15 protein-coding genes and 1 pseudogene are annotated in these 16,799 nt (G+C 71.7%); 12 read left to right on the top strand and 4 right to left on the bottom strand.

From position 1 onward, the window contains the following. Nucleotides 1–264: 264 nt before the first annotated feature. Both tal and tkt read right to left on the bottom strand, forming a co-directional pair. Complete coding sequence (gene tal / locus HUW36_RS09925) at nt 265–1,443, bottom strand: transaldolase (RefSeq protein WP_174527863.1); 1,179 nt, start codon at nt 1,441–1,443, stop codon at nt 265–267. Between the two features lie 16 nt (nt 1,444–1,459). Continuing rightward, the gene (gene tkt, locus HUW36_RS09920; protein WP_174527862.1) at nt 1,460–3,598 is read right to left on the bottom strand and encodes a transketolase; all 2,139 of its coding nucleotides are present in this window, start codon (nt 3,596–3,598) and stop codon (nt 1,460–1,462) included. Between the two features lie 263 nt (nt 3,599–3,861). Here tkt and HUW36_RS09915 point away from each other — a divergent pair, with 263 nt between their 5' ends. From HUW36_RS09915 to HUW36_RS09905, 3 genes are all read left to right on the top strand, one after another. Beyond that, nucleotides 3,862–4,821: a heme o synthase gene (locus HUW36_RS09915; protein ID WP_174527861.1), complete on the top strand. Its 960-nt coding sequence runs from the start codon at nt 3,862–3,864 to the stop codon at nt 4,819–4,821. A 522-nt stretch (nt 4,822–5,343) separates the two neighbouring features. Next, nucleotides 5,344–5,676, top strand: coding sequence for a hypothetical protein (locus tag HUW36_RS09910; protein ID WP_013287454.1), 333 nt, complete (start codon nt 5,344–5,346; stop codon nt 5,674–5,676). A 9-nt stretch (nt 5,677–5,685) separates the two neighbouring features. Beyond that, nucleotides 5,686–6,603 (top strand): ATP-grasp domain-containing protein, encoded by a 918-nt coding sequence (locus tag HUW36_RS09905; RefSeq protein ID WP_174527860.1) that lies wholly within the window; start codon nt 5,686–5,688, stop codon nt 6,601–6,603. A gap of 16 nt (nt 6,604–6,619) precedes the next feature. Here HUW36_RS09905 and HUW36_RS09900 read toward each other — a convergent pair whose 3' ends face one another. Both HUW36_RS09900 and HUW36_RS09895 read right to left on the bottom strand, forming a co-directional pair. After that, nucleotides 6,620–8,287, bottom strand: a complete 1,668-nt coding sequence (locus tag HUW36_RS09900; protein ID WP_174527859.1) for a right-handed parallel beta-helix repeat-containing protein — start codon at nt 8,285–8,287, stop codon at nt 6,620–6,622. Nucleotides 8,288–8,364: 77 nt separating this feature from the next. Then, complete coding sequence (locus HUW36_RS09895; protein WP_174527858.1) at nt 8,365–9,327, bottom strand: COX15/CtaA family protein; 963 nt, start codon at nt 9,325–9,327, stop codon at nt 8,365–8,367. 98 nt (nt 9,328–9,425) lie between these two features. Between HUW36_RS09895 and HUW36_RS09890 the strand changes: the two genes are divergently transcribed. The 9 genes and pseudogenes from HUW36_RS09890 to HUW36_RS09850 all read left to right on the top strand — a co-directional run. After that, on the top strand, nt 9,426–10,163 hold the full coding sequence (locus HUW36_RS09890) for a helix-turn-helix transcriptional regulator (RefSeq protein WP_174527857.1): 738 nt from the start codon (nt 9,426–9,428) through the stop codon (nt 10,161–10,163). After that, on the top strand, nt 10,160–11,590 hold the full coding sequence (gene sufB, locus HUW36_RS09885) for a Fe-S cluster assembly protein SufB (RefSeq protein WP_174527856.1): 1,431 nt from the start codon (nt 10,160–10,162) through the stop codon (nt 11,588–11,590). Before HUW36_RS09890 ends, sufB begins: the two co-directional genes overlap by 4 nt. Before the next feature lie 54 nt (nt 11,591–11,644). Then, the gene (gene sufD / locus HUW36_RS09880) at nt 11,645–12,787 is read left to right on the top strand and encodes a Fe-S cluster assembly protein SufD (RefSeq protein ID WP_174527855.1); all 1,143 of its coding nucleotides are present in this window, start codon (nt 11,645–11,647) and stop codon (nt 12,785–12,787) included. A gap of 1 nt (nt 12,788) precedes the next feature. After that, nucleotides 12,789–13,115 carry a non-heme iron oxygenase ferredoxin subunit gene (locus HUW36_RS09875; protein ID WP_174527854.1) on the top strand — a complete coding sequence of 109 codons (327 nt, stop codon included), beginning with the start codon at nt 12,789–12,791 and terminating at the stop codon, nt 13,113–13,115. After that, nucleotides 13,112–13,885 carry a Fe-S cluster assembly ATPase SufC gene (gene sufC, locus HUW36_RS09870; RefSeq protein WP_174527853.1) on the top strand — a complete coding sequence of 258 codons (774 nt, stop codon included), beginning with the start codon at nt 13,112–13,114 and terminating at the stop codon, nt 13,883–13,885. Before HUW36_RS09875 ends, sufC begins: the two co-directional genes overlap by 4 nt. Nucleotides 13,886–13,893: 8 nt before the next feature. After that, a complete protein-coding gene (locus tag HUW36_RS09865) occupies nt 13,894–15,198 on the top strand; it encodes a cysteine desulfurase (RefSeq protein WP_174527852.1) in 1,305 nt (434 codons plus the stop codon). Then, on the top strand, nt 15,198–15,671 hold the full coding sequence (gene sufU / locus HUW36_RS09860) for a Fe-S cluster assembly sulfur transfer protein SufU (RefSeq protein WP_174527865.1): 474 nt from the start codon (nt 15,198–15,200) through the stop codon (nt 15,669–15,671). The genes HUW36_RS09865 and sufU overlap by 1 nt, the downstream gene beginning before the upstream one ends. Beyond that, nucleotides 15,668–16,120, top strand: a complete 453-nt coding sequence (locus HUW36_RS09855) for a metal-sulfur cluster assembly factor (protein WP_425487231.1) — start codon at nt 15,668–15,670, stop codon at nt 16,118–16,120. Before sufU ends, HUW36_RS09855 begins: the two co-directional genes overlap by 4 nt. Nucleotides 16,121–16,669: 549 nt before the next feature. Next, nucleotides 16,670–16,799: pseudogene (locus tag HUW36_RS09850) on the top strand (lysine transporter LysE); the annotation flags it as partial.

Below are 16,799 nucleotides of genomic sequence, written 5' to 3'. Positions count from 1 at the left end.
GACCGCGTCCGCGCCGTGCACGGCCAGGCCGGCGGCGACGTCCGCCGGACCGGCCAGCAGGTCGCTCACGGCGCCACCCCGGCTCGCGACTGCGGGGCTCGCAGACCCGGCTCGCTCCTCGCGCTCACGGCGCTACCTCGGCTCGCGACTGCGGGGCTCGCAGACCCGGCTCGCTCCTCGCGCTCACGGCGCCACCTCACCCCTTCCACGGTACGGCGGGACGCGCCCCGGGGCGGTGCCCCGGGACGCGTCGGACGCCGTCGGTCACGCGTTCCCGCCGGCCTGCTGGGCCGCCTGCGCGTTGCCCCCGGCGGCCCGGTGCGGGCTGTCCGCACCCTTGGCCGCCTCGGCGAGGGACTTCTTGACCCCTTCGAGCAGCTCCACCCAGCTGGCCTCGAACTTCTCCACGCCCTCCTTCTCCAGGGTGGCGATCACGTCGGCCAGGTCCACGCCGACGGACTCCAGGTCGGCGAAGACCTGCCGCGCGTCGCCGTACGCGCCGGTGACGGTGTCCGGCTGCGTCTCACCGTGGTCGGCGTAGGCGTGCACGACCGGCTCCGGCATGGTGTTGACCGTGCCCGGCGCGATCAGCTCCTCGACGTAGATCACGTCCCGGTAGTCCGGGTTCTTCGTCGAGGTGGAGGCCCACAGCGGGCGCTGCGGGTGGGCGCCCGCGTCGGCCAGCTTCTGCCAGCGGGCGGAGGAGAACACCTCGCCGTAGCGCTCGTACGCCAGTCGGGCGTTGGCCACCGCGGCCTTGCCGCGCAGCGCCTTGGCCTGGTCGGAGCCGATCTTCTCCAGCCGCTTGTCCACCTCGGTGTCGACCCGGGAGACGAAGAACGAGGCGACCGAGCCGATCTTCGACAGGTCGTGCCCGTTGGCCTGGGCCTGCTCCAGGCCGGCCAGGAACGCCTCCATCACCTGCGAGTACCGGTCCAGGCCGAAGATCAGCGTGACGTTCACGCTGATCCCCTCGGCCAGCGTCCTCGTGATCGCCGGCAGGCCCTCCTCGGTCGCCGGGATCTTGATGAAGAGGTTCGGCCGGTCGACCAGCCACCACAGCGCCTTGGCCTCGGCGACGGTCTTCTCCGCGTCGTGCGCCGAGCGCGGGTCCACCTCGATCGACACCCGGCCGTCCACGCCGTCGCTGACGTCGTACGAGGGGCGCATCACGTCGCAGGCCCACCGCACGTCGTACGTGGTGAGCATGCGGACCGCCTCCTCGACGTCCACGCCGCGGGTGGCCAGGTCTCGAAGCTGCCAGTCGTACTCGTCGGCGTCGCTCAGCGCCTTGGCGAAGATCGTCGGGTTGGTGGTCACACCGGCCACGTGGCTCTCCCGGCGCAGCTTGTCCAGCCCGCCGGAGCTCAGTCGTACCCGGGAAAGATCGTCGAGCCAGATCGCCACGCCCGTGGCCTGGAGCTCGCTCAGCCTGTCCGTCATGCCGTCCACGCTCCCCTCAGTTGCCGGTCGTGAAACCGGTGATGTCGCCCACCCGGGTGAGCGCCGCGTGCGCGGCGGCCACGATCCGGTCGGGGGTGAACCCGAACTGCTCGAAGAGCACGGTGTGCGGCGCGCTCGCGCCGTAGTGCTCGATGCTCACGCACTCGCCGCTGTCGCCGACGATCGCCCGCCACGACATCGCGATGCCCGCCTCCACGCTCACCCGTGCCTTTACCCCGCGCGGCAGCACCGACTCCCGGTACGCCTCGTCCTGCGCGAAGAACCATTCCTGGCACGGCATGGACACCACCCGGGTGGGGGTGCCGTCGGCCTCCAGCCGCTCCCGGGCGGTGAGGCAGAGCTGCACCTCGGAGCCGGTGCCGACGAGGATCACCTGCGGCTTGCCGGTGGACGCCTCGGCCAGCACGTAGCCGCCCTTGACGGTGCCCTCGGCGGAGCCGAACTCGGTGCGGTCGATGGTCGGCAGCGCCTGCCGGCTGAGCGCCAGCGCGGTCGGCCGGTCGGTGTGCTCCAGCGCCTGCCGCCACGCCCAGGCGGTCTCGTTGGCGTCGGCCGGGCGGACCACGTCCAGGCCGGGGATGGCCCGCAGCGCGGTCAGGTGCTCGATCGGCTGGTGCGTGGGGCCGTCCTCGCCGAGGCCGATCGAGTCGTGCGTCCAGACGTAGGTCACCGGCAGCTTCATCAGCGCGGCCAGCCGCACCGCCGGGCGCATGTAGTCGCTGAACACCAGGAACGTGCCGCCGTACGGACGGGTGCCGCCGTGCAGCGCGATGCCGTTGAGGATCGAGCCCATCGCGTGCTCGCGGATGCCGAAGTGCAGCGTGCGGCCGTACTCGTCGCCCGGGAAGTCCTTGGTGGCGTGCGCCGCCGGGACGAAGGACGGCTCGCCCTTCATGGTGGTGTTGTTGCTCTCGGCCAGGTCGGCCGAGCCGCCCCACAGCTCGGGCAGCACCGGGGCGAGCGCCTCCAGGACCTTGCCGGAGGCGGCCCGGGTGGCGACGCCCTTGGCGTCCGCGCCGAAGGTGGGCAGCGCGTCGGTCCAGCCGGTCGGCAGCGTACGGGTGGCCATCCGGTCCCACAGCGCCTTGCGCTCCGGGTTGGCCTGCGCCCAGGCGTCGAACCCGGTGGTCCACTCGGCCTGCGCCTGCGCGCCGCGCTCCAGCACCTGACGGGCGTGCTTGAGCACCTCCTCGTCGACCTCGAAGGTGCGCTGCGGGTCGAAGCCGAGGATCTCCTTGGTGGCCTTGACCTCGTCCGCGCCGAGCGCCGAGCCGTGGATCTTGCCGGTGTTCTTCTTGTTCGGCGCGGGCCAGCCGATGATCGTGCGCAGCGCGATGAACGACGGCCGGTCGGTCTCCGCGCGGGCGGCCAGCAGCGCCTGGTAGAGCGCCTCCACATCCTCGTGGTAGTCGCCCTGGTCGGCGTCGCCGGTGCGCCAGTCGACGGTCTGCACGTGCCAGCCGTACGCCTCGTAGCGGGCCGCCACGTCCTCGCTCTTGGCGATCCGGGTGTCGTCCTCGATCGAGATCTCGTTGTCGTCGTAGATCACGCAGAGGTTGCCGAGCTGCTGGTGGCCGGCGAGCGCACTGGCCTCGTGGGTGATTCCCTCCTCGATGTCCCCGTCGGAGGCGATGCACCAGACGTCGTGCCGGAACGGCGAGTCGGCGCGGTCCGGCTCGGGGTCGAACAGGCCCCGCTCGCGGCGCGCCGCCATGGCCATGCCGACCGCGTTGCCGAGGCCCTGGCCGAGCGGGCCGGTGGTGGTCTCCACGCCCGGGGTGTGGCCGTGCTCCGGGTGGCCCGGGGTGAGCGAGCCCCACTGGCGCAGCGCCTTGAGGTCGTCCAGGGCCAGCGGGTAGCCGGAGAGGAAGAGCTGGATGTAGAGCGTCAGGCTGGAGTGCCCGGCGGAGAGCACGAACCGGTCCCGGCCGGGCCAGTTCGGGTCGGCCGGGTTGTGCCGCATGACCCGGTTGAAGAGCAGGTACGCCGCCGGGGCGAGGCTCATCGCCGTGCCCGGGTGGCCGTTGCCGGATTTCTCCACGGCGTCCATGGCCAGCACGCGGACCGTGTCGACGGCCCTGCGGTCGAGGTCGGACCAGTTGAGAGCGGGAAGCTCGGGTCGGTTGGCAGCCACGATGGTTGTGCTCCTCGGCAGATGGGCGGAACCCTCACTGATGACCCTATCGAGCGGTGCTAAACGTCCGCCCGGGGATCTCGGCATGCTGTTCTGTACGGGTCCGGCCCGATCGGGCGTTCAACCCCGGGTGTGACGGCCCGCACCGTTGCCGGGTCTGCGGGGCAGCCAAAACGACGACGCGTAGTGTGTGGGGCGGTGTGTGGACCCGGACGGGTCCGGGCCGACCGACCTCCCCCGCCGATGCCGGAAGGTGGCAATCCGTGAGCATGATCACCGAGCGCCCCGTCAGCAACCCTGCCGGGCAGTCGCCGGTGGGCACGGTGGCGGATGCGCCGGCGACCGGGCGGCGGGACGTACGGGCCGTGGTGGCCGCGTACGTGGCGCTGACCAAGCCGCGGATCGTCGAGCTGCTGCTGGTCACGACCGTGCCGGCGATGATGTTGGCGGACGGCGGGATGCCGTCGTTGTGGCTGGTGGCCGTGGTGCTGGTGGGCGGCTCGCTCGCCGCCGGCGCGGCAAGCGTGCTCAACTGCTACATCGACCGGGACATCGACCAGTTGATGCGGCGGACCAAGCGCCGGCCGCTGCCCGCGCACACCGTGTCGCCGCGCAGCGCGCTGACCTTCGGGCTGGTGCTGGCGGCGGTCTCGGTGGCGCTGATGGCGGCGACCACCAACTGGCTGGCCGCCGGCCTGACGCTCGCCGCGATCGCCTACTACGACCTGGTCTACACGCTGTGGTTGAAGCGGACCACGGCCGCCAACACGTTCTGGGGCGGCGTCTGCGGGGCCGCGCCGGTGCTGATCGGCTGGGCCGCGGTCACCGGCTCGCTGTCGCCGGCCGCCTGGGGCCTGTTCGCGGTGGTCTTCTTCTGGCAGATGCCGCACTTCTACGCGCTGGCCATCAAGTACAAGGACGACTACGCGCGGGCCGGCATCCCGATGCTGCCGGTGGTGGCCTCGGTCCGGCGGGTCAACGCCGAGATCATCGCGTTCTCCTGGCTGACGCTGCTCTCCTCGCTGGCGGTCTGGCCGCTCGGGATGAGCCCGATCTACGGCGTGACCGCGCTGGTGGTCGGCGGGATCTTCGTGGTCGAGGCGCACAAGCTCTGCCGGCGCGCGACGCGCGGCGAGGCGGTCAAGCCGATGCGGCTGTTCCACTGGTCGACCACCTACCTCACCATCCTCTTCGCCGCCGTCGCCCTCGACGCCCTGCTCTGACCGGGCGCCCCGCACCCGCCCCGCTCGCCCACGGCGGGTCCGACCTCCGGAAACCGCGTCAGCGACGCGAGCCCTCGTAGATCGTGGTACGACACCGCCCGCGTGTGGGCCGTCCCGTACCAAGATCTTTCGCCCGCTCCGGCCCGGGCGGGGACTCGGCGGGATCCGACGTGCCGCCCGGCCCGCGACACCCACCCGCACCCGCCGACCCCGCGAGTGACCACACCCCGGACGCGGGCAGGCCGCCCGCCACCCGACGGCGTGATCACCGCGCGTCCGGAGCCTTTGACCCGGGTGGATGGTTTCCGCACGTGAGGCGGTTCATCAGAAATTTTTTCCGAGTCCATCGGACGGGGCCAACCGGGACAGAGTGTGACTATCTCGGCCGCCTGTTTTGCCCGTATATAACCGACAAGGGGGGTCAAATTACCTGTGGTTCTCCTTAAACCAATGGGTAATTGGCATCACATTCAGTTCATCGTTCTCGCACATCCGGGTGGAACTCTGCTTAGGCTTCGCGTCATGGCAGATGGTTCCGATACGACGCTGACGGCTGACAAGACCGCCGAGCAGGCCCCCAACGGCCTGGTCGCGGGCATCAAGTCGTTCGCCGCCGGGCACGGCGGCGCGAAGGCGGTCATCGAGTACGTCGGCAAGCGCGGCGCACGGATCGTCCTCGTGGGTTCCGACGGGGTGTGGGCCGACCAGTTCGCCGACGGCACGGACGTCGCGCGCCAGGCCTGCGCCAAGGCCGGGGTCGACGTCGAGAACGCCTGGGAGCGTGAGCTGATGGACCAGATGCGTCCGAGCAACGACCTCTGGCGGTCGATGGCCCGGCGCACGATGGCCCGTTGACATAACCGCATGACCGCACACCACCAGTCGACCCGGGGGAAACCCCGGGTCGCTCTCGTCACCTGCGCCGCGCTGCCCGACCTCGACCCGGACGACCGGCTCGTGCTCGCCCCGCTGGCCGCCCGTGGCGTCGCCGCCGAGATCGCGGTCTGGGACGACCCGACCGTGGACTGGGCCGGTTACGACCTGGTCGTCCTCCGTTCGCCGTGGGACTACGCGTTGCGCCGGGACGAGTTCGTGGCCTGGGCCCGCACCGTGCCGGCCCTGGCCAATCCGGCGGACGTGGTCGCCTGGAACACCGACAAGCGCTACCTGGCCGAGCTGTCCGACGCGGGTGCGCCCGTCGTGCCGACGACGTGGGTCGCGCCGGGGGAGAGCTGGCCGCCGCCCACCGACGGCGAGCACGTGATCAAGCCGGCGGTCAGCGCGGGCAGCCAGGACACCGGGCGGTACGACCTGACCGACCCGGAGCACCGGGAGCTGGCGTCGGCGCACGTGCGGCGTCTCGGCGACGCCGGGCGGGTCACCATGGTCCAGCCGTACCTGGACGCGGTGGACACCGCCGGGGAGACGGCGCTGCTCTTCCTCGCCGGCCCCGACGGCCTCGCGTTCAGCCACGCGATCCGCAAGGGACCGATGCTGACCGGCCCCGACCTCGGCGAGGCCGCGCTCTACAAGGAGGAGCGGATCGACTCCCGCACCGCCACCGCGGAGCAGCGCGCCGTCGCCGAGAAGGTGCTGGCCGCCGTCCCCGGCGGTGCCGACCGGCTGCTCTACGCCCGGGTCGACCTCATTCCCGGCCCGGACGGCACGCCCGTGCTGGTGGAGTTGGAGCTGACCGAGCCGAGCCTGTTCGTCGGCTACGCCGAGGGCGCTCCGGACCGGCTCGCCGAGGCGGTCGTCGCGCACCTGGCCCGCCGGCCCTGATCCGCGCCCGGGGCGCTCAGTCGCGGTCGGTGTGGTTGCGGTCCCAGCGACCGCCGATGGGTGGGGTGTCCAGTCGCAGGGCGGCCCGCGTTCCGGCGAGGTCGTTGTCCTCGACGGCGCAGGAGACGCAGCTGCCCGCCTCGGTGACCCAGAGCCCGTAGGTCTGGCTGTCGGCGTCCCGGTGCCAGATCCGGTTGTTCCGCACCGTGGCGGAGTCGAACGGGGCGGCGATGGTGATCCCGGCGCACGCCGGCGGCCCGTCGGGCAGCTCGTACTCGGCACCGGGCTCCGGGATCGCCTCGTTCCAGCCGGTCATGCCGTCCGGCCGCACCTCGGCCAGGGAGAGCCGGTCACCGGTATTGTCGGCCACCACCGCGTCCCGGGAGCCGACCCGGACGACCTTGCCCCGGTGGCCGCCGACCGGCCAGTCCGCCGCGCCGTCGGTGACCTCGCGCGGGCCGTAGCGCACCGCGTCGCCGGAGCCCCGGTGGGCCGGTGCGGACCGCCGGCCGTTGTCCCGGATCCGGTTGCCCACGATCGACGCGTCGAGCATCGGCCGGTCGATCCGGATCCCGTCCAGCGCGTTCTCCCGGATGTCGTTGTCCTGGATCACCACGTCCGCCGCCGCGCCCCGGTAGCCGTGGCCCAGGTCGTGTTCGTGGTAGCCGTACCCGCCGTTGTTGCTGATCCGGTTGCCCTGCACGGCGTACGGGCCGGGGGTGTTGCCCATGCTGATGCCGTCGCCGACGTTGCAGTCGATCACGTTGCCGGTGAGCAGGCCGCCGCGCCCGGCGACGCCGGCCGTGCCGTTGGCCGAGACGTCGAACCCGGCCTCCAGGTTGTTGGTCATCGTGCAGCCGGAGACGATCAGACCGTCCGCGCCCCAGTCCGAGATGCCGAACCGGTTGGCCTGGCTGTGGCAGCCGATGATGCGGATCCCCCGGGGCGGCTCCCAGTAGTCCTTCTGCAGCTCCAGGAAGATCCCGTTGGTGCCGTTGCCGAGCGTGGTGCAGTTGGCGATGGTGAGGCGCTCCACCGCACCCCAGCCGCCGATGCCGACGCCGATCCCGGCGCCGCCCCACTGCTGACCGTTGTCCAGTCGTCCGCAGCCCACCACGACCACCCCGTCGATCAGGGTGTCCTGGAGGAAGTCGCAGCCCAGGCCGGTGGCCCCGGTGTGGTGGATGTAGAGGTTGCGGAACACGCCCCGGACGACGTACTGCAACCCGAGGCCCTTGGCCAGGTAGTCGTACGCGGTCTGGGCCACCCCGGAACCGTCGATCTCGAAGTCGGCGAAGGTGCAGTCGGCGATGTGCCGGTCCCGGTCCGCGCCGTGCTGCACGGTGGTCCAGTAGGCGAGCGGTACCGGGGCGGCGCGGTTGCCCTCGTTGCTGAGCAGGAACCGGGTGGCCGCCGAGCCGGCGCCGATCAGGGAGACCCCGCTGCGCCAGACGGTGCCGGCGTCGCGGATCGAGTAGAGGCCCGGCGGGCAGTAGATCACCCGGGCCCGGCCGTCGGCGTCGTAGCCCGCGCCGAGGCGGTCCACCAGCGCGGCCAGGGCGGGCTGGTCGTTGGTCACCCCGTCGCCGGTGAGCCCGAACTCGCGGGCGTCGCACCACAGCGGGGCACCGGCCACCGGGGTCATCCGCTGCGGGGTGGTCGTGGCAAGGCCCTTGCGCGACACCGGAGCTCCCCTCGGGCGTACGGTCCGTGGTCCGGACCGCTTTCCCGCTCCCGCGGGGCGGTAACGCCCGATCCGGGTCAGGCCGCGGCGCCCACCCGATCGACCGCGGGCGCGGCCGGGGCCGGCGGGACCGCCGGCCGGCGCTCCCGGGTGGCCCAGAGCACGCCCAGCGTGGCCAGCAGCACCAGGCAGGAACCGAGCATGTGCGCGGCGACGAGCACGGCCGGCAGGTGGGTGAAGTACTGGACGAAGCCGATCACGCCCTGACCCAGCTCGACCGCGAGGAGCACGCCGGCGGCCCGCGCGGCGCGCGCCGCGCCGACCGCGCGGAACGCGAAGAACAACGCCACCGAGAGGCCGATCAGCAGGAACACGCCGTCGGCGTGCACCTGGGAGATCGACTCCGGGTCCAGGCCGTTGCGGGCCGCGCCCTGGTCGCCGGCGTGCGGGCCGCTGCCGGTCACCCAGGTGCCGACCACCAGCACCGAGGCGCTCACCAGCGTGGTGATCCGGGCGAGGGTGCGCAGCGGCGCCGGCACGGTCGGCACGACCGGCCCGTCCGGCTCGGCGGTGCGCCGCCAGAGCGCGTACGCGGCGGCGATCACCACCATCGAGGCGAGGAAGTGCAGCCCGACCACCCAGGGGTTGAGGTTGGTGAGCACGGTGATCCCGCCGACTACCGCCTGGGCGGGGATGCCGAACAGCACACCGACCGCCAGCGGCAGCAGTCCGCGACGACGGGGGACCTGGGCCAGCACGGCCAGCACCACGGCCAGCGCGATGATCCCGACCGCGAACGTGAGCAGCCGGTTGCCGAACTCGATCACCCCGTGCACGCCCATCTCCGACGTGGTGGTGTACGACTCGTCGGTGCACCGGGGCCAGGTGGGGCAGCCGAGGCCGGACGCGGTGAGCCGGACGGCCCCGCCGGTGACCACGATCGCGACGTTCGCGATGATCGAGGCGAACGCGAGGCGGCGCAGCAGCGTGGGGGAGACCGGGAACCGGACGGAACGCTTCACGGAGCGAATCCTACGCACCGTAGTTGATCCCGATCGGGTGACTCCGCCGACCCGGTGGTCGGAATCACCGGACCCCGGGTTTGCGGGGCCCCGACGAATTACGTAACGTTGCCGTTGTGAAAAACGCGGCAGCGCTGTCCGGAGAGCTGGTGACCGGTTCGGTCACCGGCGCGACGGCGTCCGCCGACCTGTCGACCCGGGACCGGGTCACCCAGCTCCTGCTGGAGCGGGGCGCCACCACTGCCGCGCAGCTCGGATCCGCGCTGGGCCTGAGCCCGGCCGCGATCCGCCGGCACCTCGACGCGATGCTCGCCGACGGCGACGTCGTCGCCCGTGAGCAGGCCGTGCGGGGCAGCCGGGGGCGGGGCCGGCCGGCCAAGGTCTTCGTGCTGACCGAGGCGGCCCGGGTGCGTTGCGGCACCCACCACTACGACAACATGGCCACCGCGGCGCTGCGGTGGATCGCCCGCACCGGCGGCGCCGAGGCCGTCGCGGCGTTCGCGGCCGAGCAGGTCGCCGCGCTGGAGGCCCGCTGCCGGGCGGCCATGGAGGACGCCGACGACGCCCCGCTCGCGCGGGCCGAGGCGCTCGCCGGGGCGCTCACCGCCGAGGGCTACGCTGCGAACGCGTCCACGATCGCCTCCGGCGGCCAGCTCTGTCAGCACCACTGCCCGGTGGCGCACGTGGCCGCCGAGTTTCCCCAGCTGTGCGAGGCCGAGACCGCGGTGATCTCCCGTCTGGTCGGCACCCACGTGCAGCGCCTGGCCACCATCGCGCACGGCGACGGCGTGTGTACCACGCACATCCCCGCCCAGTCCGGTTCCACCGTCACCACTGTGAGGACAGATAGATGACCGAGCAGATCGTTCAGCCCCTGACCCAGGAGGAGCAGCTCGCTGCCCTCGGTCGCTACGAGTACGGCTGGGCCGACCCCGACGTCGCCGGGGCGGCCGCCCAGCGCGGCCTCAACGAGGCGGTGGTCCGGGACATCTCGGCCAAGAAGAACGAGCCGGCCTGGATGCTCGACCTGCGGCTGAAGGGCCTGCGGCTGTTCGACCGCAAGCCGATGCCGGCCTGGGGCGCCGACCTCACCGGGATCGACTTCGACAACATCAAGTACTTCGTCCGGTCCACCGAGAAGCAGGCCACCAGCTGGGAGGACCTGCCGGAGGACATCAAGAACACCTACGACCGGCTGGGCATCCCGGAGGCGGAGAAGCAGCGGCTGGTCGCCGGCGTCGCGGCGCAGTACGAGTCCGAGGTGGTCTACCACAAGATCCGTGAGGACCTCGAGGAGCAGGGTGTCGTCTTCCTCGACACCGACACCGCGCTGCGCGAGCACGAGGACATCTTCAAGGAGTACTTCGGCACGGTCATCCCGGTCGGCGACAACAAGTTCGCCGCGCTGAACACCTCCGTCTGGTCCGGTGGCTCGTTCATCTACGTGCCGAAGGGCGTGCACGTGGAGATCCCGCTGCAGGCCTACTTCCGGATCAACACGGAGAACATGGGCCAGTTCGAGCGGACGCTGATCATCGTCGACGAGGGCGCCTACGTGCACTACGTCGAGGGTTGCACCGCGCCGCTCTACTCCTCCGACTCGCTGCACAGCGCGGTCGTGGAGATCATCGTGAAGAAGAACGCGCGCTGCCGCTACACGACCATCCAGAACTGGTCGAACAACGTCTACAACCTGGTCACCAAGCGTGCCGTCTGCCACGAGGGCGCGACCATGGAGTGGGTCGACGGCAACATCGGCTCCAAGGTGACCATGAAGTACCCGGCGGTCTACATGACCGGCGAGCACGCCAAGGGCGAGGTGCTCTCGGTGGCCATGGCCGGTGAGGGCCAGCACCAGGACGCCGGCGCCAAGATGGTGCACGCCGCGCCGCACACCTCCTCGACCATCGTGTCGAAGTCGATCGCCCGCGGCGGCGGCCGCACCTCCTACCGCGGCCTGGTGCAGGTGCTGGAGGGTTCGACCAGCAGCAAGAGCACCGTCAAGTGCGACGCGCTCCTGGTCGACACCATCTCCCGCTCCGACACCTACCCGTACGTCGACATCCGCGAGGACGACGTGTCGATGGGGCACGAGGCGACCGTCTCCAAGGTCAGCGACGACCAGCTCTTCTACCTGATGAGCCGGGGCCTGAGCGAGGACGAGGCGATGGCGATGATCGTGCGCGGCTTCATCGAGCCGATCGCCAAGGAGCTCCCGATGGAGTACGCGCTGGAGCTCAACCGCCTGATCGAGCTGCAGATGGAGGGCGCGGTCGGCTGACCGCGGCCCCCCGCATCCACTGACACCGTCGTCGCAGAACAGACCAAGGAAGAGATGACTACCCAGGCTTCCGCGCCGCCCACGACCAAGTCGCAGGCGCTCCGCTCGTACGACGTCGCCGACTTCCCGGCCCTGACCGGCCTGGAGGAGGAGTGGCGCTTCACCCCGCTCAAGCGGCTGCGCGGTCTGGCCTCGTCGGCCCAGGTCGCCACCGGCACGGTCCGGCACGAGCACGGCGACCTGCCCGAGGGCGTCACCGTCGACCGGATCGGCCGGGACGACCCGCGGGTGGGCAGCGTGCTCACCCCGTTCGACCGGGTCAGCGCGCTGGCGTACGGCGGGGCCGACGGGGCGCTGCTGGTGCAGGTCGCCCGGGACGCCGTGGTGGCGGAGCCGGTGCGGCTGCGGGTGGTCGGCGAGACCGCCGAGGCGCTCGCGTTCGGCCACACGTTCGTCGAGGTGGGCCGCTTCGCCGAGGTGACCGTGGTGGTGGAGCAGGTCGGTTCGGCCACGCTCGCCGACAACGTCGAGGTGAGCGTGGCGGACGGGGCGAAGCTGACCCTGGTCACGGTCGCCGACTGGGCCGACGACGCGGTCCAGGCCCAGCACCTCAAGGTCAAGCTGGGTCGCGACGCCAAGATCGTGCACGTGCAGGTCAGCCTCGGCGGCGACCTGGTCCGGCAGTACACCTCGGTGGAGTACACGCAGCGCGGCGGCGAGGCCGAGCTGTACGGCCTCTACTTCGCCGACTCGGGCCAGCACCTGGAGCACCGGCAGCTGGTCGACCACACGGTGCCGGACTGCCGCAGCAACGTCGGCTACCGCGGCGCGCTGCAGGGCGAGGACGCGCACACCGTCTGGGTGGGCGACGTGCTGATCCGGGCCGAGGCGACCGGCACCGACACGTACGAGATCAACCGGAACCTGCTGCTCACCGACGGCGCCCGGGCCGACTCCGTGCCCAACCTGGAGATCGAGACCGGCGAGATCGCCGGCGCCGGGCACGCCAGCGCGACCGGGCGGTTCGACGACGAGCAGCTGTTCTACCTGATGGCCCGGGGCATTCCGGAGGCCGAGGCCCGCCGCCTGGTGGTGCGCGGCTTCTTCGCCGAGATGATCAACAAGATCCCGGTCGAGGACCTGCGCGACCGGCTCGGCGACGCGATCGAGGCCCGCCTCACCAAGGCCGGCGCCTGAGATGATCAAGATCTGTTCGACCGAGGACGTGCCGAAGGGCACCGCGGTCAGCGCCGACGTGGACGGCGTGCAGATCGCGGTCGTGCACGGCGAGGACGACGTGTTCTACGCCGTGCGCGACGAGTGCTCGCACGCCGCCGTCGCGCTCTCCGAGGGCGAGGTCGAGGGCTGCACGCTGGAATGCTGGCTGCACGGATCCCGTTTCGACCTGCGTACCGGTGAGCCCACCGGGCTGCCCGCGACCGAACCCGTACCCGTCTACCCCGTCGAAGTCCGCGACGGCGAGATCTACGTCAGCATGACGCCGAGCAATGGAGTGACCCGATGAGCACCCTGGAGATCCGCGACCTGAAGGTGTCGGTCAAGCTGCCCGAGGGTGAGCTCAAGCCGATCCTGCACGGGGTCGACCTGACCGTGCGCTCCGGCGAGACGCACGCCATCATGGGCCCGAACGGCTCCGGCAAGTCGACGCTGGCCTACTCGATCGCCGGCCACCCGAAGTACGAGATCACCGGCGGCGAGGTCACCCTCGACGGCGAGGACGTGCTCTCCATGTCCGTCGACGAGCGGGCCCGCGCCGGCCTGTTCCTCGCCATGCAGTACCCGGTCGAGGTCCCCGGCGTGTCGGTGGCCAACTTCCTGCGTACCGCCAAGACCGCGATCGACGGCGAGGCGCCGAAGCTGCGCACCTGGGCCGGCGAGCTGCGCGGCGCCATGGAGAAGCTCCAGATGGACCCGGCGTTCGCCCAGCGCAACGTCAACGAGGGCTTCTCCGGCGGCGAGAAGAAGCGGCACGAGATCGTGCAGCTGGAGCTGCTCAAGCCGAAGATCGCCATTCTGGACGAGACCGACTCCGGCCTCGACGTGGACGCGCTGCGCGTGGTCAGCGAGGGCGTGAACCGGGTCCGCGAGAACGGCGACACCGGCATGCTGCTGATCACCCACTACACCCGGATCCTGCGCTACATCAAGCCGGACTTCGTGCACGTCTTCGTCGCCGGCCGGATCGTCGAGCAGGGCGGCCGCGAGCTGGCCGACAAGCTGGAGGAAGAGGGCTACGAGCGGTACGTCGCCGGGGCCGGCTCGGCGCGGGCCTGAGACTCGACATGACCTCGATGGCCATCCCGGCGGGCATGCCGCAGTACGACGACGTGCCGCGCTTCGACGTGGCGAAGGTGCGGGCCGACTTCCCGATCCTCGACCGGGAGGTCAACGGCCACCCGCTTGTCTACCTGGACAGCGCGAACACCTCGCACAAGCCGCGGCAGGTGCTCGACGTGCTCGCCGAGCACTACGCGCTGCACAACGCCAACGTGTCGCGCTCGGTGCACACCCTGGGCACCGAGGCGACCGAGGCGTACGAGGGCGCGCGGGCGAAGATCGCCGCGTTCGTCAACGCGCCGAGCGTGGACGAGGTGGTGTTCACCAAGAACTCCACCGAGGCGATCAACCTCGTGGCGTACGCGTTCTCGAACGCCTCGCTGCGGGCGGACGCTGACCCGCGGTTCCGGCTGGGCCCCGGCGACGAGATCGTGATCTCCGAGATGGAGCACCACTCGAACATCGTCCCGTGGCAGCTGCTCGCGGAGCGCACCGGCGCGACGCTGCGTTGGTTCCCGGTCACCGACCAGGGCCGGCTCGACGAGTCCGGCCTGGACGACCTGGTCACCGAACGGACGAAGATCGTCTCGCTGGTGCACATGTCGAACATCCTCGGCACCGTCAACGCCACCTCGCGGATCACCGCGCGGGTCCGCGAGGTCGGCGCGCTGCTGCTGCTCGACTGCTCGCAGTCGGTGCCGCACCTGCCGATGGACGTGGTCGACGCCGACGCCGACTTCATCGTCTTCACCGGCCACAAGATGTGCGGCCCGACCGGCATCGGCGTGCTCTGGGGCCGGGGCGAGCTGCTCGCCGCGATGCCCCCGTTCATGGGCGGCGGCTCGATGATCGAGACGGTGACGATGGCGGGCTCGACGTTCGCCGCGCCGCCGGCCCGGTTCGAGGCGGGCACCCCACCGATCGCCGAGGCGGTCGCGCTGGGCGCGGCGGTGGACTACCTCACCGCGATCGGCATGCCGGCGATCCAGTGGCACGAGAAGGAGCTGACGGCGTACGCGTTGGACGCCCTCGCCACCGTGCCCGGGCTGCGGATCTTCGGCCCGACCGTGCCGGTGGGGCGGGGCGGGACGATCTCGTTCGCCCTCGGTGACGTGCACCCGCACGACGTCGGGCAGGTGCTCGACTCGCTCGGCGTGCAGGTGCGGGTGGGACACCACTGCGCCAAGCCGGTGTGCACCCGCTTCGGGGTGCCGGCCATGACCCGGGCGTCGTTCTACCTCTACACCACCACGGCGGAGATCGACGCCCTGGTGGCGGGTCTGGAGCAGGTGCGGAAGGTGTTCGAGTGATGCAGTTGGAGTCGCTGTACCAGGAGATCATCCTGGACCACTACAAGCACCCGCAGGGCCGCGGCCTGCGGGACGCCACGGACCCGGCGGCCCGGGTCGGCGAGGCGCACCACGTCAACCCGACCTGCGGCGACGAGATCACCGTGCGGGTGGCGACCGACGGCAGCGTGTTCACCGACATCTCGTACGACGGGATGGGCTGCTCGATCAGCCAGGCGTCGGCGAGCATCCTGCACGAGCTGCTGCGCGGCAGGGCCGCGAGCGACGCCGCCGTGGTGCACGAGGCGTTCGTGGAGTTGATGTCCGGGCGGGGCCAGGTCACGCCGGACGAGGACGTGCTCGGAGACGGGGTGGCGTTCGCGGGTGTCGCGCGCTACCCGGCCCGGGTGAAGTGCGCGCTGTTGTCGTGGATGGCGTTCAAGGACGCCGCGGCACGCGCCGGGGTGGGCGTGAGCCCGGAGGTGAAGGCATGAGCGACGAGAACATGACCTCGGAGACCGGTGCGGTGGCGACCGACGGCACGGTTGCCGGGGGCGCGGCTGTCGACGGGACTGTCGCGGACGGCGCGGCCGCGGGTGCGGCGGCGCCGGCCGGCGGCAAGGCCGCCATCGGGGACATCGAGGAGGCGATGAAGGACGTCGTCGACCCCGAGCTGGGCATCAACGTGGTCGACCTGGGTCTGGTGTACGGCGTGCACGTGGACGACGAGAACGTCGCCACCCTGGACATGACGCTGACCTCGGCGGCCTGCCCGCTGACCGACGTGATCGAGGACCAGGCCCGGCAGGCGCTGACCACCGGCCCCGGCGGCGGCCTGGTCAACGACATCCGGATCAACTGGGTGTGGCTGCCGCCGTGGGGCCCCGACAAGATCACCGATGAGGGGCGCGACCAGCTTCGCTCCCTCGGCTTCAACGTCTGACCGTTCCTCGGTCACCGTTGCGGGCGCGTCACCCTTCCCGGGGTGACGCGCCCGGCTCGTTGTCGCCCCTCCGCTCGCGGGATCCCGACGCGCCCGACGACGCCGCCGGTCCGCCCACCCCAGGTCCGCCGACCGGCCCCGCGGGCTTCCGCACCGTCCCACCCGTGTGCTGTCCCTTCCGCCCCTGTGGCGCTCCGGCTCCGTCGGTCCCTCATCGGCCTCGGCTGTCAGTGAGATCTTGGTGGGAAACGGCCCTCATAGAGGCCCTTCCGTACCAAGATCTCCGACCTGGTCCGACTCGGCCAGCCTGGTGCGCGAGTCCGACCGGAGCGGCGCAGCCCGGTCCACGTCACGCGGAGCGGCCCTGGGCGACGCCGATGGTCCGGCCGCGAGCCGGGCGGACACGGTGGAAAATCGGCTGGCGGGGTGGGAGAGCGGGTTGCACGATGAGCGGGTGATCGAGGCGTACCCGAAGCAGGCTCCTGTCCGTGCGGCCACCGCCGCGCGCCGACAGCGGGCCGTGCCGCCGGCCGCCGCGATCCCACGCCCACCGTCGTGACCGGGGCGTTCCTCGCCGGGCTGGTCGCCGGCTACGGCGTCGCGATCCCGGTCGGCGCGATCGCGATCCTCATCCTCGGGCTGAGCGCCCGCGCCGGGTTCCGGGTCGGGGCGGCCGCGG

The organism is Micromonospora maritima, assembly GCF_902825405.1.
In the GTDB taxonomy this organism is placed as follows: domain Bacteria; phylum Actinomycetota; class Actinomycetes; order Mycobacteriales; family Micromonosporaceae; genus Micromonospora; species Micromonospora maritima.
This window is presented reverse-complemented; position numbering and strand designations above follow the sequence as displayed.